This is a genomic window from Pseudarthrobacter sp. GQ63 (genome assembly GCF_059758765.1).
Window position 1 is genome coordinate 126,484 of record NZ_JCAXEF010000009.1, and the last position, 23,819, is coordinate 150,302.

Here is a 23,819-nt window from a genome sequence, read left to right on the forward strand (position 1 = left end):
GTGGGCGCACCGCCTGTCATCGCCGTCGTTGGCCCCACAGGGTCCGGCAAGTCAGACCTCGCCGTCAGCCTTGCCCTTGAACTCGGCGGGGAAGTCATTAACGCCGACGCCATGCAGTTCTACCGCGGCATGGACATCGGCACGGCAAAAATCACGGACGCTGAACGCAGGGGAGTTCCCCACCACCTGCTGGACATCCTGGAGGTAACCCAGGAGGCCAGCGTGTCGCAGTTCCAGCAGCAGGCCCGGGAGCTCATCTCGGACATCCACGGCCGCGGCAAGCGGGCCATCCTGGCCGGCGGGTCCGGCCTCTACGTGCGGGCCGCGCTGGACGTCCTTGAGTTCCCGGGCACTGATCCGCTGGTGCGGGAACGGCTGGAAGCCGAACTCGCTGCGCAGGGGACCGCGGTGCTGCTGGAACGGCTGCGGGAGGTGGACCCTGTGTCCGCCGGCAGGCTCTCGGATGACCGGCGGATCATCCGGGCCCTGGAGGTCCACCAGCTCACCGGACGGCCGTTCAGCTCCTTCATGCCGCAGCGCGAGTACTTCCAGCCTGCCGTCCAGATCGGCCTGGCAGTGGACCGCGAGGCGCTTCGGGACCGGCTCGCCCAACGCGTCCACCGCATGGTGGACGCCGGCCTGCCCGCCGAGGTCCAACGGCTGGACGCCTGCGGGCTGCGGCAGGGAAAGACCGCCCCCCGCGCGCTGGGGTACTCACAGTTCCTGCGGGTTATCGACGGCGAATGGACCGTTCCCGAGGCCGCGGAGGCCACCATCGTGGCCACCCGGCAATTCGCCCGGCGCCAGCTCACCTGGTTCCGCGCCGATCCGCGCATCCACTGGCTGGACTGGCAGGATCCGGCCCTGGTGGCCAAAGCGGCGGGGCTGTCCCGTTTTTAGGGCTGCACCGCCCGGCCGGTACCCTTGGAACCATGGACACAACCCTCGCAGAAACCACCGAGCCGGCCTTCCGCACCCTGAGCGGGCTCCGCTTTTCCAAGGGGCACGGCACCGGCAATGACTTCGTCCTGGTGGCTGATCCCGAGGGCGTCCACACCATCACTGCCGAAGCCGTGGCCGCCCTGTGCGACCGGCACCGGGGGATCGGCGGGGACGGGCTCATCCGGGCGGTCCCGTCGCGCTTCCTTCCGGAGGGCCGCGAGTTGCTGGCCGCCGCCCCTGACGCCGAGTGGTTCATGGACTACCGCAACGGCGATGGCTCGCTGTCCGAAATGTGCGGCAACGGCGTCCGCGTGTTCGTCCATTTCCTCCGGACCGAGGGCCTGATCGAACTGCCCGACGGCGGCGCCCTGGCCATCGGCACCCGCGCCGGGGTCAAGACCGTGGTGCGCACGGGCGACGACTATGCCGTGGACATGGGGCCGTGGGAGTTCATCTTCCCCGGGGAAGCTACGGCAAAGGCCATGGATTCACTGGTGACCGCCGAGGGCCTGGAGGTTCCCCGCCCCGCCCTGTCCGTCAGCATGGGCAACCCGCACACCGTTGTTGCCCTCGCCGAGCTTTCCGAACTCGCCGGAACCCGCCTGTTCACCCCGCCCGTGGTGGACCCCGTACCTGCCAACGGGACCAACGTGGAATTCGTCGTGCCGTCCGAGCCCCTGGTGCATGACGGCGTCGGCTCGGTGACAATGCGGGTGCATGAACGCGGCGTGGGGGAGACCCAGTCCTGCGGAACAGGTGCCTGCGCCGCCGCAGTGGCCATCCGCCACTGGGCAGGAGCGGAAGCCCCGGACTCCTGGCGGGTCCACGTCCCCGGAGGCGTCGTGGGAGTGAAGTTCTTCGCTGGTCCCGCAGGCCACGAACACGTGGAGCTCAGCGGTCCGGCAGTTATTGTGGCAACCGGGACGCTTTCCTGACCTTGAGGATCCGGAACGACTTCGACGTCGCTTCCCGGCTGACGCTGAACGATTCGTCCAGCTCAGCTGCGAGCCACCGCTGAAGCGAGTCCGCCCCCAGGTTTTTCTGCACCACCAGCCAGGCCGTCCCGCCCGGAGCCAGGCGGGGCAGCCACAGTTTCAGCAGGGAGTGCAGTTCGTCCTTGCCGATCCGGATGGGCGGATTGGACCAGATCGTGTCAAAGCGCAGGTCGGGGTCCACTGCGTCAGGGGTGCTGGCCGTAACGTTGGCCAGCCCCAATGCTGCGGCGTTCTCGTTTGTCAGCGCGATGCAGCGCTCGTTGACGTCCACCGCGTAGACCCGGGCGGACGGCGCCTTGAGGGCCATGGTCAGGGCAATCGGACCCCAGCCGCAGCCGATGTCCAGAAGGTTTCCCTGCGGCGCCGGCGCGGGCACCTCGGTGAGCAGGATGGCCGTGCCTTTGTCGATCCCGTCAGGGCTGAAGATGCCGGAGGAAGTCTGCAGCCTGCGCGTTTGCCCCGCCAGTTCAACAGTCAGGGGCTTGCGGGTGAAAGGGCCGGCGGGTGTTGCGCTGAAATAATGTGCGGACTCCATAACTGGCCAGAGTAGTTCCCCTTGCAGCGTAAAGGGAAACCGCAGGCAGGGCCCTCTGCTACGCTGGAGGGCATGTTCCTGATCTTCGAGTAACCGGCACGGGCCACGCCCGTGCCGAAGCCTGCCCTCCAGCGGCAGCATGTCCCACCCAGCGACGCAGGTCCTCCGACCCTTCCGCTGCGTGCACCGGGCCAAGCGGATATCCCTTTGTTCCGGTCGCCGGACCACACTCGAAAGTCAGCCTCCTGCTGAACTTATCGCCGTTCTCCGGCTGCCTTTTTTCGCCGCGTAAGTGTACGTGGCACGTCTGCCGGCGCCGCCATCACCGGTGCCGGCCCAGCAAGCCAGGAGGCTTGGATGACCGCAGGCCGTCAGCCCAGCGCGAATACTTCCCCCACCACCAGCAATCGGCACTATTCTGGAACTGCCGAATCTTCAAAGGAGACCATGACCAGCCAGCCCAACACCGGATCAGATCCAGCCGCCCAGGACATGAGTCCCGAGGAAATCCAGGCTGTGATCGACCGGATTCTCTCCAAGGACGTACCTGCCAGGAACCCCAGCACGCAAAGCGGCGATGGGAAGGGCAGCGACGGAAAGGCAGTGTTCGGCAAGGCCCAGGCAATTTCCCGCCTGGACGAAGAACATTCAACGTACGACGGCGACCAGCAGGACCTTGAGGAACGGCGCGCCCTGCGCCGTACCGCAGGACTGTCCACCGAACTGGAAGACGTCACCGAGGTCGAGTACCGCCAGCTGCGCCTTGAACGGGTGGTCCTGGCTGGGCTCTGGTCCGAAGGCACGCTGGCCGACGCAGAGAACTCGCTCCGGGAGCTCGCTGCCCTTGCGGAAACAGCCGGCTCCGAGGTCCTTGACGGACTGGTCCAGCGCCGGGACAAGCCGGACCCCGGAACATTCCTTGGCTCGGGCAAGGCGCTTGAGCTTCGGGACATCGTGATGTCCACCGGGGCGGACACCGTGGTGGTGGATGCCGAGCTTGCACCTTCCCAGCGCCGAGGCCTGGAGGACATCGTCAAGGTCAAGGTCATCGACCGGACAGCCCTGATCCTTGATATCTTCGCCCAGCATGCCAAGAGCCGCGAAGGCAAGGCCCAGGTGGAGCTGGCGCAGCTTGAGTACCTCCTGCCGCGCCTCCGTGGCTGGGGCGAGTCGATGTCCCGCCAGGCCGGCGGCCAGGTGGGCGGCGCCGCGGCCGGCATGGGTTCGCGCGGTCCCGGTGAAACGAAGATCGAGCTGGACCGCCGTCGCATCCGCACCCGCATGGCCAAGCTGCGGCGGGAGATCGCCGCGATGAAGCCGGCCCGCGAGACCAAGCGGGCCAACCGCCGTCGTAATTCCGTGCCGTCCGTAGCGATCGCCGGGTACACCAACGCGGGCAAGTCCTCGCTGCTCAACCGCCTGACCGACGCCGGCGTCCTGGTGGAGAACGCCCTGTTCGCCACCCTGGACCCGACTGTCCGCAAGGCGGAAACCGCGGACGGGCTGGGCTACACGCTCGCGGACACTGTGGGCTTCGTCCGCTCCCTGCCGACGCAGCTGGTGGAGGCGTTCCGCTCCACGCTGGAGGAAGTTGCCGACGCCGACCTGATCCTCCACGTGGTGGACGTTTCGCACCCGGACCCTGAGGGCCAGATCGCTGCGGTTCGGAAGGTCTTCAGCGAGGTGGATGCCCGCAAGGTGCCCGAAATCATCGTGCTCAACAAAGCCGACGCCGCTGATCCCTTTGTGGTGGAACGGCTCCGGCAGCGCGAACCGCGGCATGTGGTGGTGTCCGCCCGCACGGGGCAGGGCATCGCGGAACTGCTGAAGGCAATCAGTGACGCCATTCCCAGGCCAAGCGTCAAGCTGGAGCTGCTCATCCCGTACGACCGCGGAGACCTGGTCAGCAAACTCCACGAGTCCGACGCCGAGATCATCAGCGTGGACCACGTGGAGCAAGGCACGCGGGCCGTGGTAATGGTCCGTGAAGGCTTTGCGGCCGAACTGGAACCCTTCGTCAGCAATGACTGACCTCGTGGCCACGGAAGCCACGGAGACGGCCGGCGAGCAGTTCGTGATCGAACTGCTCGACCGGGCCGTTGCCGGCATGGGCGGGCAAAGCCGTGACGGCCAGCATGAGATGGCCAGGCAGGTGGCCCGTGCCCTGGAAACGGGGGACCACCTCCTGGTCCAGGCAGGCACGGGCACCGGAAAGTCGCTGGCCTACCTGATACCCCTCATCGCGCACGCCCTGGAAAGCAACAAGCCTGCCTTGGTCTCCACGGCCACGCTTGCGCTCCAGACGCAGATCGTGGGCAGGGACCTGCCCCGGCTGCTCAAGGCCATCACTCCCGCCCTGGACAGGCCCGTCAAGGTGGCCCTGGTCAAGGGGCGGTCCAACTACGTCTGCCGGCACAAGCTGGAAGGCGGCTTCCCGAGCGAGGAACCGGCGGAAGGCCAGCTGTTCAGCCTGGGTGAGGACACCAGCGTCCCGCACTTTGCCGCAGCCGTGGGCGGGCCCTCGTCCCAGCTCGGCAAGGAAGTGGTGCGGCTGAGGGAGTGGGCGGAGAAGACCGCCACGGGCGACAGGGATGAGCTCCTGCCGGGCGTCACGGACCGCGCCTGGCGCCAGGTGTCCGTGACGTCCATGGAATGCCTGGGCGCCCAAAAGTGCCCCATGGCAGCAGAGTGCTTCAGTGAACTCGCCCGCCAGGACGCTGCTGAGGCCGATGTCGTGGTCACGAACCACGCCATGCTTGCAGTCAGCGCCTTTGAGGGGCTGGCGGTCCTGCCCGAGTATGACGTGGTGGTGGTGGACGAGGCGCACGAACTCCAGGACAGGGTTACCGGTGCGGTGTCCGGCCAGCTGTCGGTGGCCATGGTGCACGCCGCTGCCGCCGGCGCCCGCAAGCACACCGCCATCACCGTTGACGCGCTCAACGCCGCGGCCGCCAACCTGGAGCTCGCCCTCGCCGGCGTGCCGAACGGGCTGCTGCCCAACGGACTGAATGACGAACAGCTGGACTGCGTGGACCAGTTGCGCGACGCCTGCCGGGCCGCCCTCTCGGATTCGAAGGGGGACAGCACTGCAACGCCCGACGGCGGCCGGCAGCTTGCGCGGTCCCGCCTGATGCTCATCCTGGAACTTTGCGAACGGCTCCTCGCTGCCCGGGAAAACCGCGAAGTAGTGTGGTTTTCCCGCGCCAGCTCCTTTGATCCCGCGCAGGGATTCTCCCCGCCGGATGACACAGCGCCGGCGTTGATCAATATTGCGCCCCTCTCCGTGGCCGGGCGGCTGCGGGAAGGCCTGTTCGCCGGACACACCGTTGTGCTGACCTCCGCCACACTGGCCATCGGTTCAGCATTTGAACCTGCCGCCGGCGGGCTGGGCCTCGTGGGTGAGGGTGCTCCCCGCTGGAAGGGCGTGGACGTGGGCTCGCCGTTCGACTACCCCAAACAAGGCATCCTCTATGTGGCAGGGCACCTGCCGAAGCCCGGCAGGGGCGCATCCCCTGAAGCGCTGGACGAACTCGAGGCCCTGATCCGTGCTTCCGGCGGCGGCGCACTGTGCCTGTTTTCTTCCCGGCGCGCCGCAGAGGAAGCCGCCGAGGCCCTGCGCCCAAAGCTGGACATGACGGTCCTGTGCCAGGGCGACTCCACCATGACCGCACTGGTGAAGCAGTTCGCCGACGAGCCCGACACCTGCCTGTTCGGAACCATGTCCCTGTGGCAGGGCGTGGATGTTCCGGGCGGTTCGTGCCGGCTTGTGGTGATAGACCGGATTCCCTTTCCGCGGCCGGACGATCCGCTCATGACGGCGCGCTCCCGTGCCGTGGCACAGGCCGGCGGAAACGGCTTCATGTCGGTGTCGGCCACCCATGCTGCCATCCGGCTCGCCCAGGGCGCAGGCCGGCTGATCCGCTCCACCGGGGACAAGGGAGTAGTGGCAGTCCTGGACTCCAGGCTGGCCACCGAGCGCTACGCCGGGTTCCTTCGGGGAGCGCTGCCGCCGTTCTGGTCCACAACGGACCGGAAGACGGCAATCGCGGCCTTGGAGAGGCTGGCCGGGGAGAACGCCTGACGCCCTGGACATGCTGGGGCTCCGCGAAGCCGGCCCTGGGCACGGCCGGATCTGCCCAAGGTGGATCCGGCCACGCACTGCGCAGGGCCGGATCTGCCCCGGGCTAATTGTGCTGTGGGTTGGTTCTGCCTGGGCCAGGAGCGGGCGGCTACAGCGAGCGGAGGACTGACACGACCTTGCCCATGATGGTGGCGTGGTCCCCGAGGATGGGCTCGTACTGGGTGTTCTGGGGGAGCAGCCAGGTGTGGCCGTCACGCTGCCTGAACGTTTTCACGGTGGCCTCGTCGTCGAGGAGGGCAGCGACGATGTCGCCGTTGGCGGCGTCCGCCTGGCGGCGGACCACCACCCAGTCGCCATCACAGATGGCTGCATCCACCATGGAATCCCCGGCCACCCTAAGCATGAACAGTTCGCCCTGGCCCACCAGCTGCCGGGGGAGCGGCATAACATCCTCCACCTGCTGGTCGGCAAGGATGGGGCCACCAGCAGCGATGCGGCCAACGAGTGGGACCATCGCGGTGTCCAAGGCCGTGGGCAGCTCCGTGACGGTGGCCCCGCCTGCGGAGATTCCCGCTGATGGCTGGCTGGCCGGCTTGGCCGCGCCGCCGTCCAGGGTCAGGGGCATGAGGACTTCCATGGCGCGCGGACGCTTCGGGTCACGGCGGAGGTAGCCGAGTTTCTCCAGCTGGGCCAGCTGGTGCGTGACGCTTGAAAGGCTGGCCAGTCCCACCGTGTCACCGATCTCCCGCATGGACGGGGGGTAGCCGTTCTCATTGACGGAGCGCTGGATGGTTTCGAGGATCTTTTTCTGCCGTGGCGTCAGGCCCTTGGCGGTCCTCTTCGGTTGCGCGGTTGCCCTGCCCCCGGCGGCTGCTGCTGCCATATTCGCCAATGCCTTTCGGTGTCCGCGGGGCCCCTCCACGGCCAAGCCCTGGAGGATCCCGCCCCATAATGTCAGACCCTGCTGATCGACTGTCCGGGTGGTTGTTCTTTCGTTCAAAGCTAGGCCAGCCACACTGCTTTTTCAAACATTTGTTCTAGCGAGTCTCGACAATGTTCGTTGATAGGTGCTAAAACTGAAGAAGCAAAGTTCGAACATATGTTCTACTGCGAACTCGGGCCATTCGAAGACGGCGCCGGAATGCCCCTGCCGGGGCGCGGAGCAGAACATCCGGGCAGCACAGTATGGTCCAGGAGGGCTCAGTTCATGTCAGCTTCATCTGTTTCGCGGGGTTCACGTCCACAGCTGCTCTCAGTGCAGCAACTCTTGTCCGGGCCTGAAGAGCGGAAGCCGGAACGGCCGGCACCCCTTCCGCCCCTGCGGCTGACCCGCCGCGGCCGCATCGTGCTGATCGGGATTCCCCTGGTGCTGCTGGCCGCCCTGCTGCTCTCCCTGGCAGGCTTCTTCAACTCCCCGGCGAAAGCCTCCGACTCTGCTGCGGACCTTGAGACGACGTCCGCGGTCAGCGTGACGGTCCAGCCCGGCCAGTCGCTGTGGGGCATCGCGGCCACCGTGGCGCCGGAGCGCGACGCACGTGATGTTGTGGCGGACATCGTGCAGCTGAACAACCTGTCCGCAGGCACGGTCTTCCCGGGGCAGCAGCTGTTCGTACCCGCCGGCTAATGCGGCACATGCCGAGGGCGAACAGGATGCCGTCACATTTTCCGGCACCCGGCACGGGCACTAAACTGTTCAGGTGAATGACCAGCTAGAACGCCTGAACCGGCTTCCCCTCCGCAGCAACCTCCGCGGGCTTACCCCTTATGGTGCGCCGCAGCTGGACGTCCCCATCCTCCTCAACGTCAACGAGAACACCCATGGTGTTCCGGCTGACGTGCGGGCTGCCATCAGCGCGGCGGTGTCCGAGGCTGCCGCAGGGCTGAACCGCTACCCGGACCGGGAGTTTACGGAACTGCGGAAAGCGCTGGCGGAATACCTGGGCCATGGATTGGACGAGACCAACCTCTGGGCCGCCAACGGCTCCAACGAGGTGCTCCAGCAGATCCTGCAGGCCTTCGGCGGCCCTGGACGCACAGCGCTCGGCTTTCCGCCCACGTACTCCATGTACCCGCTGCTGGCCAGTGGAACGGACACCGAGTACATCGTCGGTGAGCGCGCCGAGGGCTACGGCCTCAGCGCCGAATCCGCGGCGCGGCAGGTCAAGGAACTGCAGCCCAACATCGTGTTCCTCTGTTCACCCAACAACCCCACGGGGACGGGACTGGGGCTGGACGTCGTGGAGGCCGTCTACGAGGCCGGTGAAGCGAGCCAGACCATCGTCATTGTGGACGAGGCCTACCACGAGTTCGCACACGACGGGACGCCCAGTGCACTGACCTTGCTGCCAGGCCGGGAGCGGCTGATCGTGTCCAGGACCATGAGCAAGGCCTTCGCGCTGGCGGGAGCCCGCCTGGGCTACATGGCTGCAGCACCCGAAGTTGCCGATGCGCTGCGCCTGGTAAGGCTGCCGTACCACCTCTCCGCCATCACGCAGGCCACCGCATTGGCCGCCCTCCAGCACCGTGAGGCGCTGATGGCGGATGTGGAAGACATCAAGAAGCAGCGGGACCGCATCGTGTCGGAGCTGACGCGCATGGGCCTCAAGCCCGCCGCGTCCGACTCCAACTACGTCTTTTTCGGCGGACTGGAGAACCCGCACCGGGTCTGGCAGGAACTGCTGGATGCGGGCGTACTGATCCGGGACGTGGGGATTCCGGGCCATCTTCGCGTCACGGCCGGAACTGAGACCGAAACCACAGCCTTCCTCACATCCCTGGAAAGCATCCTTGCAAGCCAGGCCTCGCTTCCCGCCTAGACTGGAAGCAGCGGCGCTGGACGCCCTGAACCGCCCCTTCTGCCCAAAAGGACCCAACGCATGAGTACCACCGGATCGAACGTGGCTGCGGCCCGCACTGCGCGCATGGAACGTGCCACCAGTGAGTCGTCCGTGCTCGTGGAAATCAACCTGGACGGCACCGGCACCTCGGACATCGACACGTCGGTACCGTTCTACGACCACATGCTCACGGCGCTGTGCAAGCACTCGCTGATCGACATGACCGTCAAAGCCACAGGCGACATCCACATCGACGTCCACCACACGGTGGAGGACGTCGCCATCACCTTCGGAGAGGTGCTGCGCACCGCGCTAGGGAACAAAGCCGGCATCCGCCGGTTTGGCGAGGCCACCGTCCCCCTTGACGAGGCCTTGGCCCACGCCGTCGTCGATGTTTCCGGGCGTCCCTACCTGGTGCACGGCGGCGAGCCCGCAGGCCAGGAATACCACCTGATCGGCGGCCACTTCACCGGGTCACTTACCCGCCACGTGTTCGAGGCCATCACGCTGCACGCGGGCATCTGCCTCCACATGAACGTCATCGCAGGCCGCGATCCGCACCACATCGTCGAGGCCCAGTTCAAGGCGTTCGCGCGGGCGCTCCGTGCTGCTGTGGAACCGGATCCCCGTGTTGAGGGGATCCCCTCCACCAAGGGTGCGCTGTGAGCGGCCAGGTCCTGCGGGACGGTGCCATCGTGGATCCCTCGGCCTCCCGGAAGCTGCCCTCACCCGAGGGCAAGCCCACCGTCACTGTCCTGGATTACGGCTCCGGAAACGTCCGGTCCGCCGTGCGGGCGCTGGAACGGGCCGGTGCGGAAGTCATCCTGAGCTCAAAGCCGGAGGACGTCCTGAACGCCGACGGCCTGGTGGTCCCCGGAGTCGGGGCCTTCGAAACCGTGATGCGTGAGCTCAAAGCCGTGGACGGTATCCGCCTCATTGGCAGGCGGGTGGCCGGCGGACGGCCGGTCCTGGGCATCTGCGTGGGCCTCCAGGTCCTCTTTGAGGCTGGAGTGGAGCATGGCACCGAAGCTGAAGGCATGGGTGAATGGCCCGGCAAGGTGGAACTCCTGCCGGCGGACGTCGTGCCGCACATGGGCTGGAACACCGTCAAGGTACCCGAGGGCTCAAAGCTGTTTGCCGGCATCGAAAACGAGCGGTTCTACTTTGTGCACTCCTATGGGGTCCAGGAATGGAACTTCGATGTCATTCAGCCACGGATGGCAGCGCCCCTGGTCACGTGGTCCGAGCACGGCGCTCCGTTCATTGCCGCCGTCGAGAACGGTCCGCTCTGCGCCACCCAGTTCCACCCCGAGAAATCCGGTGATGCGGGCGCGCGCCTGCTCCACAACTGGGTGGAAGCCCTGCGCAGGCCCGCTGCCGCCGGCCAGCCCGACAGCACCCAGGCCAACAGCACCCAGGCCGGCGGTGCCCCGGCCAACGGCGGGGTGCCGGATTCGGAAGACGGCACCGCCTAGATGTGGTCCGTTCTCCTGATGGGGCTTGCCGGCGTCCTCGTCGGCGGCGCCCTGTCCTTCAGGCAGCAGCACAAGCCGCTCTGGACCCAGATTTCGTTTTATGTTCTTGCGGGCATGTCGCTGCTCGCCGCCTACCTGCTGACGCTGCCGGGCAACTGACCGCGGCAGGCCATCCTGCCCCCACCCTGAGGATTCACCATGACCACTGCAACTGACCTTCCCGTTCTCGAACTGCTGCCCGCCGTCGACGTCGTCAACGGCCAGGCCGTCCGGCTGGTGCAAGGGGAAGCGGGCAGTGAGACCAGCTACGGGACCCCGCTCGAAGCAGCGCTGAACTGGCAGCAGCAGGGAGCTGAATGGGTTCACCTGGTGGACCTGGATGCAGCCTTCGGCCGCGGCTCAAACGCCGAGCTGCTCCGCGAAGTGGTGGGCCGGCTGGACATCAACGTGGAGCTGTCCGGCGGGCTGCGTGACGATGCAACCCTCGAAGCGGCGCTGGACCTCGGAGTTGCCCGCGTGAACCTGGGAACTGCCGCGCTGGAAAACCCCGAATGGACCCGCCGGGCCATCGAGCGCTTTGGTGACAAAATCGCCGTCGGGCTCGATGTCCGCGGAACCACGCTGGCCGGCCGCGGCTGGACGAAGGAAGGCGGAGACCTCTGGGAGGTCCTGGGCCGCCTCGAGGAAGCCGGCTGCAGCCGCTATGTGGTCACTGACGTGACAAAGGACGGCACCCTGCAAGGGCCCAACGTGGAACTCCTCCGCCAGATGGTGGAGAAAACCGGCAAGCCCGTGGTGGCCTCCGGCGGTATCTCCAGCCTCGACGACCTGAAGGTCCTGCGCTCCCTGGTGCCCCTGGGTGTTGAAGGTGCCATCGTGGGCAAGGCCCTTTACGCCGGCGCCTTCACGTTGCCCGAAGCCCTCGACGTGGCCGGCCGCCGCTAAGGGCGCACGCCGGCATGGCCAGCAACGAATCAGGCACCCCGTCACCCCGCCAGCTGCCGGGGCATATCGCTGCGGCGCTGGCAGGGGCCGGCGGCGCCACGGACTCCGCAGGGCAGCCCTGGACAGGCCGGAGTCTGGCGGGCGACGACGCCAGGATCCACAACTTCGAGAACGACGACGGGACGGCAAGCGGCGCCTATCTTGCCGCCATAGCGGCACTCCGGGACGGAACCGGGGACGAGGCGGCCGTCGTCGCCTCGCTCGCCACCGCACGGGTGTTCATCCCGATCGTGGCCCAGCTCGCGGAGGAAGCGGAAGGCCAGGACGGCCTGCAGGCCGACAAGCAGGCCGACATGGCGCTGGTCACGCTCAAAGCCGCCGACGGCAGGACAGCAATGCCAGCCTTCACCTCCACAGCGGCGCTGTCCGCCTGGCATCCCGGAGCCAGACCCGTTGCTGTGTACGCCGCACGCGCCGCGCTCTCTGCCGTCGCCGAAGGCGCAGAGTTGCTGGTCCTTGACCCGGGCTCTGCCTTCACGTTTGTGGTGCGGCGCCCTGCCGTGTGGGCGCTGGCCCAGCAGCAGCAGTGGACGCCGTCCTACAAGGACCAGGAACTTGCCGCCGAGATGGGCAGTGCGGCCGCCGCTTTTCCCGCCGTCCGGAACCTCGAACTGGTACAGGGCAGGGGAGTGGCCGCCCGTGCCGCCGACGGGACCGTGGCAGCAGGCGGAGGCGCCGGGCCGGAACTGCAGGTGGTGCTTTACCTGGAGGACGGGCTGGATGCCGCGGGGGTCCAGGAACTGGTGGGCGGACTCCAGGCCCAATGGTCCCGGAATGTATTGTTTGGGGAGCGCGTCGACTCGATCGACATCAAGTTGAGGCGTGCAGACCACTAGCCGGCAGCCAGCGGGGTGATCCCCAGCCACTGCGGCAGGACTTAAGGATCACTCAGTGAATTTCGCTCTCTACAGGGAGTTGCTCGCCGTCCGGCCTATCCGCCGGCTGTTGCTGGTGGGCATGGTCGCCCGCATTCCCCACTCCGCTGCCGGGGTACTGCTGACCCTCCACATCGTCCTGACCCTGGACCAGGGGTACGCCGCCGCGGGCGCTGCCGCCGCCGTCATGACCATCGGCATTGCCGTGGGTGCACCGTGGCGCGGGAGGCGGGTAGACACTGTGGGCCTCCGGACAGCACTCATCCCCTCCGTGATCTCGGAAGCGGTTATCTGGTCCGTTGTTCCGCACGTGTCCTACCAGTGGCTCCTTCCGCTGGTGTTCGTGGGCGGCCTGCTCACGCTTCCCATCTTCAGCGTGGTGCGCCAGTCCCTGGGCGTGCTGGCCGACGGCGACCAGCGCCGTACCGCCTTCGCCCTCGATGCGATCACCACTGAGGTGGTGTTCATGATCGGTCCCGCTGCGGGCGCCATCGTTGCCACCAGCGGCTTCACGGTGCTGGGCCTCACCATTGTGGGGGTCTCCACGTCGCTGGCCGGGCTGTTCCTGATGTGGTTCAACCCGCCCACCCGAAGCCCGGCGCAGGATGAGGAACGCAGCGTAGATGAGCGCCACGCCGCCGAGGCCGCCGTGGTGTCAGCCGCCCCTGCCCACCTGCAGGAGGCTGCGGCCGAACTGGTGCCTGCGGGCGCAACACACCGCGGACCGGGTCTGCGCGGCAAGGTAGCCCACAACTTCGCCTGGTTCACCGCCACCGTGGCGGCAGTCTTCGCCGTGGCGGCGGGCGCGGGCATGGTGCTGAGCGGAACCGACGTCGGCATCGTCGCCGCCCTGGAAACCGGGGGGCGGCAGGCCGAAATCGGCATCGTCTTCCTCTTCTGGTGCGCCGCGTCCGTGGTGGGAGGCCTGATCTACGGGGCCATGCACCGCCCGGTCTCACCGATCCTCCTGCTGCTCGGAATGGCCGCGCTGACAATCCCCATGGGGTTCGCGCACGATACGTGGTCGCTCGCGCTCGTCTCAATCCTGCCGGGACTGCTCTGCGCACCCGTGCTGTCCTCCGCATCGGAAAAAGTTGCGGACCTGGTGGCTGAGGAACGCCGCGGGGAGGCCATGGGCTGGTACGGCTCGGCACTGACAGGCGGTGTGGCGCTGGGTGCACCGCTCGCGGGGGTGTTCATCGACGTGACGGGGCCATCCGGAGGCTTCGTTTCGGTGGGTGTTGCGGGCGTCGTGCTCTGCTTCGCAGGCCTTGTCCTCCAGCAGCGCCGCCGGGGCAAAATCGGGGCCCAGTAATTTCCAGCCCGGCAGGCCGGGTTTTTGTCCAGATATGCCGGCTTCCGAGGCGCTAAAGTCTGCATATCTGGACAAAAAATCCATTAAATGCGCGACGGCGGGACGACCTGTGAAGCCGTCCCGCCGTCGTCGGGGGTTCAGAAAAGGGTGTTGCGGTCCGGTCAGTTAACTGCCCCGGTGTACTTCTCGCCCGGGCCCTTGCCCGGGGCATCGGGGATCAAAGACTCTTCGCGGAACGCCAGCTGCAGGGACCGCAGCCCGTCACGCAAGGGTCCGGCATGCTGGGAACCGATCTCCGGGGCGGCGGCGGTCACCAGGCCGGCCAGAGCGGTGATCAGTTTCCGGGCCTCGTCCAGGTCCTTCAGTTCTTCCGCGTTGTCCTCGGCTGCGAGTCCCAGCTTCACTGCGGCTGCACTCATCAGGTGGACGGCGGCCGTGGTAATGACCTCGATCGCCGGCACCTCGGAAATGTCGCGGACGTGCTGCGAGACGTCGCCAGCGGCACCTGCCTCATCCGCCGCAGGCTCGAAAACGTATGAATTACTGTCTGGGGTGCTCATACTGGTAAGCTTGACACAGACCGACTGGATGTCGTTATTTCAGAGATTGTTCCAAACGATCAAGGTTCCCACCGGCGCTGCACAGCGTTGACGGGAATTTTTTCTGTAAGATGGCATGCAGTTTGCAAGCGGAGTTCTCTCCCACCCGCGCCAGCCGCTGTTCCAACACTTTGGAACTCAAGGTTGCCGGGTACCTGGTTGGGCATGGAGCCGGCATGAGCCGGAGCCATGTGCGCAGTCCCTTCGCGGGACCTGCATCCGATCTTTCAGAGGCCTTCGATTGCTCCGGCAATTGGGGGCCTTCTCTATTTGCCGGATTCCACAACAAAAACAGGAGCTTTAACATTAGCGAGCCAAGAATCAATGAGCGTATCCGCGTCCCCGAGGTGCGGCTGGTCGGCCCTGCAGGTGAACAGGTAGGAATCGTCCGTATTGAGGATGCCCTGCGTCTGGCTGCCGAGTCCGACCTTGATCTCGTTGAAGTTGCACCTCAGGCGAAGCCTCCGGTGTGCAAGCTGATGGACTTCGGCAAGTACAAGTACGAGGCCGCGGTTAAGGCACGTGAAGCACGGAAGAACCAGACGAACACCGTTCTGAAGGAAATCCGCTTCCGCCTGAAGATCGACACCCACGACTACGAGACCAAGCGCGGGCACGCACTGCGCTTCCTCGGCGCCGGGGACAAAGTCAAGGCCATGATCCAGTTCCGTGGTCGCGAGCAGCAGCGTCCGGAAATGGGCATCCGCCTGCTCCAGCGCTTCGCCGACGACGTTGCGGAAGTTGGCGTTGTTGAGTCCAGCCCCCGCATCGACGGCCGCAACATGGTCATGGTGGTTGGTCCGCTGAAGAACAAGGCAGAGGCCAAGGCCGAAGCCCGCCGCGCCACGCAGCGAGCCGAGGCAAAGGCGGAGAACGAAGCCAAGGCTTCGGGCCGCGTTGACACCTCCGGTGATGATCAGGCGCCCCTGACCCAGTCGCTCGCGGATCTGCTCCCGGAGGGGTTCGCCATCACCACCGAGCCGGAAACCGAAGCACCTGTGCAGGAGCCGGCCGCCGTCGTCGAATCCGCCGAAGCCCCTGCCAAGGCCACTGAGGCACCGATGCAGGAAGCACCCAAGGCCGAAGCCCCGAAGCAGGAGGCCCCCAAGGCCGAAGCGCCGAAGGCTCCTGCTGCACCCAAGGCGGCTGCTGCTCCCAAGGCAGCAGAGCCCAAGGCTGCACCGGCACCGAAGGCCGCAGCGGAGAAGCCTGCTGCTGCTCCAGCCGCCGCGCCGAAGCCCGCAGCAGTGCCTGCTCCGCCGAAGCCGGTGGCCAGGCCCGCTGCACCGAAGCCTGCCGCACGGCCCGCCCCCAAGGCAGCGCCCAAGCCGGCCGGCAAGAAGACCACTTAGTCCACAGCTGCCGGAGGTCGCCCTCCGGCAGTCAGCAACCAGCACGCCGCCCTGAGGGGCAGCTGCGCGATAGAGCTGCAGGCCCAGCCTGCGGAACGTAAGGAGATCGGTTCCCATGCCGAAGATGAAGACCCACAGTGGTGCCAAGAAGCGCTTCAAGCTGACCGGCAGCGGCAAGCTGCGCCGCCAGCAGGCCAACCGCCGCCACTACCTCGAGCACAAGTCCTCCAGGCTGACCCGCCGCCTCGCCGGCGACAAGATTGTCTTCAAGGGCGACGCCAAGGTCATCCGGAAGATGCTCGGCATCTAGTTTCCAAGTTCTTAGACTGACCACCACCTGGTGTAAGTCACCTACCAAAAAGCCTTCTCAGGCCGCCGGGACTACCGGCAGTAGATGCTTGGGAGCAGAATTTTCGAAGGAGTACGCACGTGGCACGTGTGAAGAGGGCGGTCAACGCCCACAAGAAGCGCCGGGTTATCCTTGAACGCGCAAAGGGCTACCGTGGACAGCGTTCACGTCTGTACCGCAAGGCCAAAGAGCAGCTGCTGCACTCGTTTGTGTACAGCTACGGTGACCGCAAGAAGAAGAAGGGCGACTTCCGCCGCCTGTGGATCCAGCGCATCAACGCTGCATCCCGCGCCAACGGACTCACCTACAACCGCCTGATCCAGGGCCTGAAGGCCGCTGAGGTTGAGGTTGACCGCCGTATGCTGGCCGAGCTGGCCGTTTCCGACGCCAACGCTTTCGCAGCGCTGGTCAAGGTTGCCAAGGATTCCCTGCCTGCCGACACCTCCGCCAAGAAGGCTGTCGCCTAGCAAACGGTTGTTCCCGTCAGGGACAGTTCAAGAACCGGTGGCAGCAGCCACTAAAGTTCTTATATGAACGAAACCGGGCGCCCGCAAGATTTTCCACTGTCCAATCCCCGAGCTGATCGGGTGAGGGACGTGGCAAAACTTGCCGGGCGCCCGGCCCGTTTAAAGCGCGGACAGTTCCTTGCCGAGGGGCCGCAGGCAGTGCGGGAAGCGCTCAGGCTCCATCAGCAGCGTCTTGCCGCGGGCCAGCCTGGCGTGGTCACCGAGGTGTTCGCCAGTGAAAGCTGCCTGGACCGGCATCCGGAATTCGAGGAACTGTCCCAGGGAGTCAATGCCCGCCTGGCCACGGACGAGGTCCTGGCAGCCATGGCGGACACCGTCAACCCGCAGGGGATCGTCGCCGTCTGCCGTTTCCTTGACGTGACGCTGCAGGAAGTGCTCGACGCCGGCCCCCGCCTGGTTGCCGTGCTCTGCCAGGTCCGCGACCCCGGCAACGCCGGAACGGTCCTCCGCGCGGCGGATTCAGCGGGAGCCGACGCCGTTATCCTCACAGCGTCCAGCGTTGACATCTACAACCCCAAGGCCGTCAGGTCCACGGCCGGTTCGCTTTTCCACCTACCGGTGGTGCTGGGGGCGGACATTGACGAACTGTCGGCTGCCTGCCGAGCCAGGGGTATCGGCGTCCTGGCGGCCGACGGCTACGGGCCCCTCAACCTCGACACCCTGCAGGACGAGAACGCCCGGCGCCGACTGACCGGCGAAGGGCCGCAGTCCGAGTACGCACTGGAGCAGCCCACGGCCTGGCTGTTCGGCAACGAGGCCCAGGGCCTGTCCCCGGAGGAGCTCGCGCTGGCGGACCACCGGGTCGCCGTGCCGGTGTATGGTTCCGCGGAAAGCCTCAATTTGGGGACAGCGGCTACGGTCTGCCTCTATGCCAGCGCGCGCTCCCAGCACCTGCCGGTCCCGGTAACCGCCTAGCATTGGACGCCCCGCACTGCCTATGCCTCAGGCAGTGCGCGCCTCAACAGACAGGCGGGATTAAACATATAAGGGCTCCGGTTCGCCGGAGCCCTTGCTGTTGATGTTGTCCTGCGAGCGGATCAGGGTGCGCGGGTGGCCTTGCCGCGACCGGTGATAGCTCCGTAGATGCCGGCCACAACCAGGCCGCCGACGATAGCGAGAATCCAGGTGCCGAGGTCGAAGAAGGCAAGATCGCCCCTGTTGAACAGGAGGCTTCCGATCCAGCCGCCGACGATGGCGCCTACGACACCCAGTACCAGGCTGGTCACCCAGCCGCCGCCAACCCGTCCGGGCATGACAGCCTTAACAATGGCCCCTACGATGAGGCCCAGAATAATCCAAGCAAGAAAACCCATGTCTCCTCCTTATACTGACCGGGATCTCATGGTCCCGATGTGGCTCAAGCTAACATACGGGTCCCCTGATGTCAGCAGGCTTACAGGCAGTTGACCCGGTAGGCCGGCGGGCAGGGCCGCCGGGTGCCGGGCCACGAGTGAATCATCACTCCAGGGATCAGGCGGCCAGCGGCCTCTTTCGCTCCAGCAGTCCGCTGGTGATGGCGACGCCGAGACCCAGCAGGGCGAGGACGGCACCTACCAATGCGGGGGCTGTGTAGCCCCAGCCCAAGGCGATCACCAGCCCGCCCAGGAATGCCCCGAGGGCGTTGGCGACGTTCAGCGCCGCGTGGTTCAGTGATGATGCGAGGGAGGGGGCATCCGGGGACGCGTCCAGGAGCCGGGTCTGCAGTGCGGGGATCAGCATGGACCCGGAAGCACCCACCACGAACACCATGACAAAGGCGGACCACGGCCACTGGACGGCCACGGCGTACACCACCAGGCCAACGGCGATGCCGGGCAGCACCTTGTAGAGGGTGCCCATCACGGACCTGTCCGCAATCCGGCCGCCCACAATGTTGCCGGCCACCATCCCCAGCCCATACAGGGCCACCACCAGGGGAATCAGTGAGGACGGGATGCCTGCCACCAGGGTCATGGTGTGGGCGATGTAGGTGTAGGTGGCAAAGAAGCCGCCAAAGCCGACAATACCGATCAGGATGGCCAGCCACACCTGCAGGCGTTTGAGGGCGCCCAGTTCGCGCCGGATGCTCGCATCCGGGTGGGCTTCGTGGAAGGGGACGAATTTCCATACCAGGGCAATGGTCAGCAGGCCGATCAGTCCCACCAGGACAAACAGGAGCCGCCAGCCGTACGTCTGGCCCATCCAGGTGGCAAACGGAACTCCCACCACGTTGGAAATGCTCAGGCCGGCCATCACCATTGAGATGGCCCAGCCCCGCCGGGTGGGTGGAACCAAGGAAGCGGCGATGACGGCTGCCACCCCGAAGAATGCGCCATGCGGCAGCCCGGCGGCGAAGCGCGACACCAGCATTGTTCCGTAATCCGGGGCGAGGAAGGACGCCAGGTTGGCCACTGTGAAGAACACCATCAGTCCGAGCGCCAGGTGCTTGCGGGGGAGCTTGGCACCCACCGCGGCCAGCAGCGGGGCTCCCACCACGACTCCCAGGGCATAGGCGGAGATGAGGTGGCCGGCTTCCGGCGTGGAAACCCCAAGGCCCTGCTCGACTTCCCGCAGCAGGCCCATCATGGTGAATTCCGTAACCCCGATGCCCACCCCGCCCATGGCGAGGGCGAGGATGGCCATGGCCAGGTTGCTGGATCGGGCGGGGGCTGCCGTGGACGTTTGGAGGACGCTGCTCATAAGCCTGCTTTTCGAAGGAGGAAAGTGATGGTGGACCAATGCCACGGCAGTGGGGCTGATGAGGTCCGGACCCTGCAAACAACCCGGAAAGGGGAACCAGTATTCCCCTGGCAGAAGGATATTTGCAGCTGGTCCATTCATTGTCCCCCATAGAATGGGGCGGTGAACGGACAGATACAGGTGGTAGGCGGAGCCGTCGTGGACAGCCTGGCGGAACCCTCCATGCTGCTGGTGGCGCGGCGCAGCGCTCCGGAGCAGTTGGCAGGACTCTGGGAGTTCCCCGGTGGAAAAGTGGAGCCCGGCGAGGAGCCGGAGGCGGCGCTGGCCCGCGAACTGCTCGAGGAGCTGGGGATAGGGGTTCGGCTCGGCGCTGAGCTCCCGTCGCAGGTTCCGGGCGGCTGGCCACTGAACCACCGGGCCAGCATGCGGGTGTGGTTTGCGGAGATTGCCCACGGGGAGCCGAAGGCGCTCGAGGACCACGATGAACTTCGGTGGATGGCGCTGGAGAATCACAGGGGTGTCCTTGACCTGCCGTGGATTCCCGCGGATTTTCCGATAGTCCGGGCCCTGCTTGGCGCCGTCAGGGCAGAAGGCGCACGGTCCTAGAAGAGCGTTGCCTGTCCCTCGGAAGCTTGCTTTTTTCCGGACAGTTCCTGGCCGGGTGCGGCCGCCTGGGGGATGATGCCTGCGGGATATTCGGCTTCCTCACCCCGGGGATCGTCCTCCAGATCCCTGTGGCTGAAGCCGGACGTGTTGGTAAACCCGTGGCGGGCTTTGAAGTACCGGACTTTGCCCGCAAGCCACGAGCGGTATTCCTTGGACGCGTACGAACCTGTCCCGTAGAGCCGCCGGTAGCGGCCCGCCAGCCCGGGATGGTTGGCGGCAATCCACTTCATGAACCACTCCCTGGTCCCTGGCTTGAGGTACAGGGCTCCGGCCGTGACGCCGGTTGCGCCCGCAGCCGCCAGGGACGCAAACAGCGCGTCGAGGGCCTCATCGCTGTCCGAAAGCCACGGCAGGATGGGCATGGCCATGACACCGCAGGGCAGGCCGGCTTCACGGAGGCGGGAAACGAGCTTGAGTCGCGCCCGGGGTCCGGGCGTTCCAGGCTCAATGGCCTCGGACAGGGCTTCGTCTGTCATGGCCAGGGAGATGCCAATGCCCACGGGCACCTGGGCGGCCGCGCTCTTGAGTAGGGGAATGTCGCGGGCAAGCAGGGTTCCCTTGGTGAGGATGGACAGGGGAGTGCCGGACTCGGCAAGTGCGGTGATGATGCCGGGCATGAGCTGGTAGCGGCCCTCAGCCCGCTGGTAAGGATCCGTGTTGGTACCCAGGGCAACCTGCGGACGCGTCCACGATGGCTTGGCCAGTTCCTTCCGGAGAACCTCAGCCGCGTTGACTTTCACCACCACCTGGCTGTCAAAGTCCAGCCCGGCGTCAAAATCAAGGTAGGTGTGGCTCTTGCGGGCAAAGCAGTACACGCAGGCGTGGCTGCAGCCCCGGTAGGGGTTGATGGTCCACTCGAAGGGCATCCGTGAACCGGCAGGCACCTTGTTGAGCACCGATTTGGCGGTGACCTCATGGAAGGTGATGCCAGCGAACTCGGGGGTCGTGATGGAACGGACCAGGCCGGCCAGGGGAAGCAATGCGGGGGATGGGGTTTGCGCAGCCGTTTCCGCTGGCCGGGGCATCAGTGCTTGGGCGTCCCATCTCATGCCGTCCATTCGAATCTATGTTCGAACCAATGTCAAGCATGCGCGGCGTGGAGCGGCCGGCTGGTGCCAGTGCGGCGTGCGCCTAGGTGCCGGCCAGGAGCTCCCACTCCACGCTGACTGCCGCGTCCACCACGGAATCGCCAGCCTCCACGCTGAGGGATTCCACGGCAGCCGCCCGCTGCATCCGGGGCAGCGGCACCGGGCCCCGGCCCGGTCCGTCCTCGGCTATGGAAAGCACCCGTCCCAGCCGGGCAGAGGCAAGCTGCGCGTACTGCGTGGCGGTGCTGAGGGCGTCCAGCCAGGCGGCCTCCCGGGCGCGTGCCCGCACAGCCGCGTCATCGCTGAAGGTGAGTTCCACGCCGTTCAGCCGGACATCGTTTCCGCCCGCGTCAACTGCCTCCGAAGTGGCGGCTGAGGCGGAACCCAGGTCCCGCAGCTTCACGGTGAGGGTGCTGGCTGCCACGTATCCGGTGACCCGCTGTCCTTCGCCGTCCCGCCAGGCGAGTTCCGCGCGGACGTTAAGGCCCGACGTGCGGATGTCGGAGTCGGCCACCCCATGCCTGCGGAAAGAGGCCGTCACGGCGTCCGAGCCGGCTCCCGCCCGCGCGTAGGCGTGCCCCACCGAATCGGCCCGGCACTCCACCCCGATCGAAACCACCGCAAGGTCAGGCGCGGCTTCCGCCGAGCCCGCGCCCGACACGCGGACTGTGCCGGGCGAGGCATTGCCACGGGTGGCACCGCCACCGGCTTCATCGGCGTCGTACGCAGTGGCCATGGGTCAAACCTCCACTTCAGACGGGCGGCGGCGCGGAGGCCGGCGCCGGGTTTTGCCCGTAGGGTAACCGCCGGCTTCAAGGCCGGCGTGGCGCTCGAAGATGTTGCGCGTCCCCGGGTTGCCGGAGCGCACCAGCGACCAGCCTGCGGCCAGCAAATACAGGGGAAGGAACGGCGCGCCCAGGCACCAGGCGTACTGCGTGCAGTGCTTCTCCTCGTGGCCCAGCAGGGCCGGGCGGGACAATAACTCGGCGGCGGTGCCTCGGCACAACACCACGTTGCCCAGGGTAAAAGCTCCGGCGAAAGGCAGCCGCGGCCTGTACCCGGACGCAAGGATCAGGCCGCGGGGGCCGCTGCTGATCCGTGTGCGCGCGGCAAGGGCCACGGCCAGGCCAAGGGCAGTGCTGCCGTTAGCCAGGTTCGCCGCCTGCCGCAGTCTCTGCGCAGCCGTGAGGCGCTTCTGGGCTCCCGGGCGCCGGCGCACTGTCATGAGGCTATGGTAGCCGGAGCCTTCAATTAGACTGGAGGGCAGTGGCCGCCGGCTCAACCGGTGTGCCCTGACCTGGTCATTGAATGAACCGGAATGCACAGTTGGCATTGGGGACATTCATCCATGACCTGCCAGTGACGGACGCGCCGCCGGGAAACCGTGCAGGGCTGCCCCGTTCACCGGCAGCCACGACTCGTAGCTAAGAACAGTAGATGACTGAAACTTTGCCGGGCGCCGCCATCCCGAACCCCACGGATGAAGCCGCCATCACTGCCGCTGTAGACCAGGCCGTCGCCGCCATTGCCGGCGCGGGCACCCTTGATGAGCTGAAGGCGGTGCGGCTCGCCCATACCGGCGAGAAGTCCCCGCTCAGCCTCGCCAACCGTGAGATAGGCAAGCTGCCCAAGGACCAGAAGGCCCTCGCCGGAAAGCTGATGGGCGCATCTCGCGGACGGGTCAACAAGGCGCTCGCCGACCGCACAGCAGAGCTGGAAGCGGAAAACGACGCCCGCATCCTCCTGGAAGAGACCGTGGACGTCACCGCCGCGCCGCGCCGCCGTCGTGCCGGTGCACGGCACCCGCTCTCCACGCTCCAGGACCGCGTGGCGGACATTTTTGTGGGCATGGGCTGGGAGATCGCCGAGGGGCCGGAAGTCGAATCGGAATGGTTCAACTTCGACGCCCTGAACTTCAAGCCGGACCACCCTGCCCGCGAAATGCAGGACACCTTCTTCGTGGAACCGCCCGAGGCGCACCTGCTGATGCGCACGCACACCTCGCCGGTGCAGGTACGCTCCATGCTCGAACGCGAGCTGCCCATCTATGTGCTGTGCCCGGGCAAGGTGTTCCGCACCGATGAACTGGACGCCACCCACACTCCGGTGTTCCACCAGTTCGAAGGCCTTGCCATCGACAAGCACCTGAGCATGGCAGACCTCCGCGGCACGCTTGAGCACTTCGCACGGCAGATGTTCGGCGACGAGGCCCAGATCCGGCTGCGTCCCAACTACTTCCCGTTCACGGAACCGTCGGCGGAGCTGGACATCTGGCACCCCGGCGCCAAAGGCGGCCCGCGCTGGATCGAGTGGGGCGGCTGCGGCATGGTCAACCCCAACGTGCTCCGCGCCGCCGGCATCGATCCGGACGTCTATTCAGGTTTTGCCTTCGGCATGGGCATCGAGCGCACCCTTATGTTCCGCAACGAAGTGGGGGACATGCGCGACATGATCGAAGGCGATGTACGTTTCAGCGAGCACTTCGGGATGGAGATCTAA

General features: G+C 66.5%; 26 protein-coding genes. 18 read left to right on the plus strand and 8 right to left on the minus strand.

The genetic code is table 11. The annotated features are described in order from the left end of the window. A complete protein-coding gene (miaA, locus tag AC6CHP_RS15150; protein WP_498230744.1) occupies window positions 1–900 on the plus strand; it encodes a tRNA (adenosine(37)-N6)-dimethylallyltransferase MiaA in 900 nt (299 codons plus the stop codon). A 32-nt stretch (window positions 901–932) separates the two neighbouring features. Beyond that, window positions 933–1,877, plus strand: a complete 945-nt coding sequence (dapF, locus tag AC6CHP_RS15155; protein WP_498230746.1) for a diaminopimelate epimerase — start codon at window positions 933–935, stop codon at window positions 1,875–1,877. Here dapF and AC6CHP_RS15160 read toward each other — a convergent pair. Further along, on the minus strand, window positions 1,849–2,472 hold the full coding sequence (locus AC6CHP_RS15160) for a class I SAM-dependent methyltransferase (protein ID WP_188732079.1): 624 nt from the start codon (window positions 2,470–2,472) through the stop codon (window positions 1,849–1,851). The two genes, dapF and AC6CHP_RS15160, sit on opposite strands and share 29 nt — an antisense overlap. 447 nt (window positions 2,473–2,919) lie before the next feature. On the opposite strand from AC6CHP_RS15160, the gene hflX reads away from it, so the two are divergent. Both hflX and AC6CHP_RS15170 read left to right on the plus strand, forming a co-directional pair. Further along, window positions 2,920–4,503, plus strand: a complete 1,584-nt coding sequence (gene hflX, locus AC6CHP_RS15165; protein ID WP_104189908.1) for a GTPase HflX — start codon at window positions 2,920–2,922, stop codon at window positions 4,501–4,503. Beyond that, the gene (locus tag AC6CHP_RS15170; RefSeq protein ID WP_188732076.1) at window positions 4,496–6,553 is read left to right on the plus strand and encodes an ATP-dependent DNA helicase; all 2,058 of its coding nucleotides are present in this window, start codon (window positions 4,496–4,498) and stop codon (window positions 6,551–6,553) included. Before hflX ends, AC6CHP_RS15170 begins: the two co-directional genes overlap by 8 nt. Window positions 6,554–6,701: 148 nt before the next feature. Here AC6CHP_RS15170 and lexA read toward each other — a convergent pair whose 3' ends face one another. Then, window positions 6,702–7,436, minus strand: coding sequence for a transcriptional repressor LexA (lexA, locus tag AC6CHP_RS15175; RefSeq protein WP_188809386.1), 735 nt, complete (start codon window positions 7,434–7,436; stop codon window positions 6,702–6,704). 324 nt (window positions 7,437–7,760) lie between these two features. On the opposite strand from lexA, the gene AC6CHP_RS15180 reads away from it, so the two are divergent. The 8 genes from AC6CHP_RS15180 to AC6CHP_RS15215 all read left to right on the plus strand — a co-directional run bounded on the left by AC6CHP_RS15180 (window position 7,761) and on the right by AC6CHP_RS15215 (window position 14,060). Beyond that, window positions 7,761–8,177 (plus strand): LysM peptidoglycan-binding domain-containing protein, encoded by a 417-nt coding sequence (locus AC6CHP_RS15180; RefSeq protein WP_427115237.1) that lies wholly within the window; start codon window positions 7,761–7,763, stop codon window positions 8,175–8,177. 73 nt (window positions 8,178–8,250) lie between these two features. After that, window positions 8,251–9,369, plus strand: a complete 1,119-nt coding sequence (locus tag AC6CHP_RS15185) for a histidinol-phosphate transaminase (protein ID WP_498230750.1) — start codon at window positions 8,251–8,253, stop codon at window positions 9,367–9,369. Between the two features lie 60 nt (window positions 9,370–9,429). Beyond that, window positions 9,430–10,056: an imidazoleglycerol-phosphate dehydratase HisB gene (gene hisB, locus AC6CHP_RS15190; RefSeq protein ID WP_066274905.1), complete on the plus strand. Its 627-nt coding sequence runs from the start codon at window positions 9,430–9,432 to the stop codon at window positions 10,054–10,056. Then, a complete protein-coding gene (gene hisH, locus AC6CHP_RS15195; protein ID WP_498230752.1) occupies window positions 10,053–10,865 on the plus strand; it encodes an imidazole glycerol phosphate synthase subunit HisH in 813 nt (270 codons plus the stop codon). The genes hisB and hisH overlap by 4 nt, the downstream gene beginning before the upstream one ends. Continuing rightward, window positions 10,866–11,024 carry a CG2302 family histidine operon protein gene (locus tag AC6CHP_RS15200; RefSeq protein WP_181038237.1) on the plus strand — a complete coding sequence of 53 codons (159 nt, stop codon included), beginning with the start codon at window positions 10,866–10,868 and terminating at the stop codon, window positions 11,022–11,024. A 39-nt stretch (window positions 11,025–11,063) separates the two neighbouring features. Further along, the gene (gene priA / locus AC6CHP_RS15205) at window positions 11,064–11,810 is read left to right on the plus strand and encodes a bifunctional 1-(5-phosphoribosyl)-5-((5-phosphoribosylamino)methylideneamino)imidazole-4-carboxamide isomerase/phosphoribosylanthranilate isomerase PriA (RefSeq protein WP_427115235.1); all 747 of its coding nucleotides are present in this window, start codon (window positions 11,064–11,066) and stop codon (window positions 11,808–11,810) included. Window positions 11,811–11,824: 14 nt separating this feature from the next. Further along, a complete protein-coding gene (locus AC6CHP_RS15210) occupies window positions 11,825–12,706 on the plus strand; it encodes an SseB family protein (protein WP_188732064.1) in 882 nt (293 codons plus the stop codon). 55 nt (window positions 12,707–12,761) lie between these two features. Then, entirely contained in the window at window positions 12,762–14,060 is a 1,299-nt protein-coding gene (locus AC6CHP_RS15215) for an MFS transporter (RefSeq protein ID WP_498230755.1), read from the plus strand. A 161-nt stretch (window positions 14,061–14,221) separates the two neighbouring features. Here AC6CHP_RS15215 and AC6CHP_RS15220 read toward each other — a convergent pair whose 3' ends face one another. Next, window positions 14,222–14,620, minus strand: coding sequence for a DUF1844 domain-containing protein (locus AC6CHP_RS15220; protein WP_188732061.1), 399 nt, complete (start codon window positions 14,618–14,620; stop codon window positions 14,222–14,224). Window positions 14,621–15,006: 386 nt separating this feature from the next. Between AC6CHP_RS15220 and infC the strand changes: the two genes are divergently transcribed. The 4 genes from infC (at window position 15,007) to AC6CHP_RS15240 (ending at window position 17,802) form a co-directional block, all read left to right on the plus strand. Continuing rightward, window positions 15,007–16,011, plus strand: coding sequence for a translation initiation factor IF-3 (gene infC / locus AC6CHP_RS15225; RefSeq protein WP_229675437.1), 1,005 nt, complete (start codon window positions 15,007–15,009; stop codon window positions 16,009–16,011). 115 nt (window positions 16,012–16,126) lie between these two features. Further along, on the plus strand, window positions 16,127–16,321 hold the full coding sequence (gene rpmI, locus AC6CHP_RS15230) for a 50S ribosomal protein L35 (protein WP_009358635.1): 195 nt from the start codon (window positions 16,127–16,129) through the stop codon (window positions 16,319–16,321). Between the two features lie 119 nt (window positions 16,322–16,440). Then, the gene (gene rplT / locus AC6CHP_RS15235) at window positions 16,441–16,827 is read left to right on the plus strand and encodes a 50S ribosomal protein L20 (RefSeq protein ID WP_013600575.1); all 387 of its coding nucleotides are present in this window, start codon (window positions 16,441–16,443) and stop codon (window positions 16,825–16,827) included. Window positions 16,828–16,890: 63 nt separating this feature from the next. Then, window positions 16,891–17,802 carry a TrmH family RNA methyltransferase gene (locus tag AC6CHP_RS15240; RefSeq protein WP_498230758.1) on the plus strand — a complete coding sequence of 304 codons (912 nt, stop codon included), beginning with the start codon at window positions 16,891–16,893 and terminating at the stop codon, window positions 17,800–17,802. Between the two features lie 122 nt (window positions 17,803–17,924). On the opposite strand, the gene AC6CHP_RS15245 is transcribed toward AC6CHP_RS15240, so the two are convergent. Together AC6CHP_RS15245 and AC6CHP_RS15250 are read right to left on the minus strand one after the other, a co-directional pair. Next, window positions 17,925–18,200: a GlsB/YeaQ/YmgE family stress response membrane protein gene (locus tag AC6CHP_RS15245; protein WP_009358633.1), complete on the minus strand. Its 276-nt coding sequence runs from the start codon at window positions 18,198–18,200 to the stop codon at window positions 17,925–17,927. Between the two features lie 157 nt (window positions 18,201–18,357). Further along, the gene (locus AC6CHP_RS15250) at window positions 18,358–19,566 is read right to left on the minus strand and encodes an MFS transporter (protein WP_498230760.1); all 1,209 of its coding nucleotides are present in this window, start codon (window positions 19,564–19,566) and stop codon (window positions 18,358–18,360) included. Between the two features lie 162 nt (window positions 19,567–19,728). On the opposite strand from AC6CHP_RS15250, the gene AC6CHP_RS15255 reads away from it, so the two are divergent. Next, window positions 19,729–20,172, plus strand: coding sequence for a (deoxy)nucleoside triphosphate pyrophosphohydrolase (locus AC6CHP_RS15255; RefSeq protein WP_308421995.1), 444 nt, complete (start codon window positions 19,729–19,731; stop codon window positions 20,170–20,172). On the opposite strand, the gene AC6CHP_RS15260 is transcribed toward AC6CHP_RS15255, so the two are convergent. From AC6CHP_RS15260 to AC6CHP_RS15270, 3 genes are all read right to left on the minus strand, one after another. Next, the gene (locus tag AC6CHP_RS15260) at window positions 20,169–21,281 is read right to left on the minus strand and encodes an Rv2578c family radical SAM protein (protein ID WP_188732195.1); all 1,113 of its coding nucleotides are present in this window, start codon (window positions 21,279–21,281) and stop codon (window positions 20,169–20,171) included. The two genes, AC6CHP_RS15255 and AC6CHP_RS15260, sit on opposite strands and share 4 nt — an antisense overlap. Window positions 21,282–21,363: 82 nt before the next feature. Further along, entirely contained in the window at window positions 21,364–22,056 is a 693-nt protein-coding gene (locus tag AC6CHP_RS15265; protein WP_188732054.1) for an SIMPL domain-containing protein, read from the minus strand. A gap of 3 nt (window positions 22,057–22,059) precedes the next feature. After that, a complete protein-coding gene (locus AC6CHP_RS15270) occupies window positions 22,060–22,545 on the minus strand; it encodes a hypothetical protein (RefSeq protein ID WP_498230763.1) in 486 nt (161 codons plus the stop codon). Window positions 22,546–22,757: 212 nt separating this feature from the next. Here AC6CHP_RS15270 and pheS point away from each other — a divergent pair, with 212 nt between their 5' ends. Continuing rightward, entirely contained in the window at window positions 22,758–23,819 is a 1,062-nt protein-coding gene (gene pheS, locus AC6CHP_RS15275) for a phenylalanine--tRNA ligase subunit alpha (protein WP_188732050.1), read from the plus strand.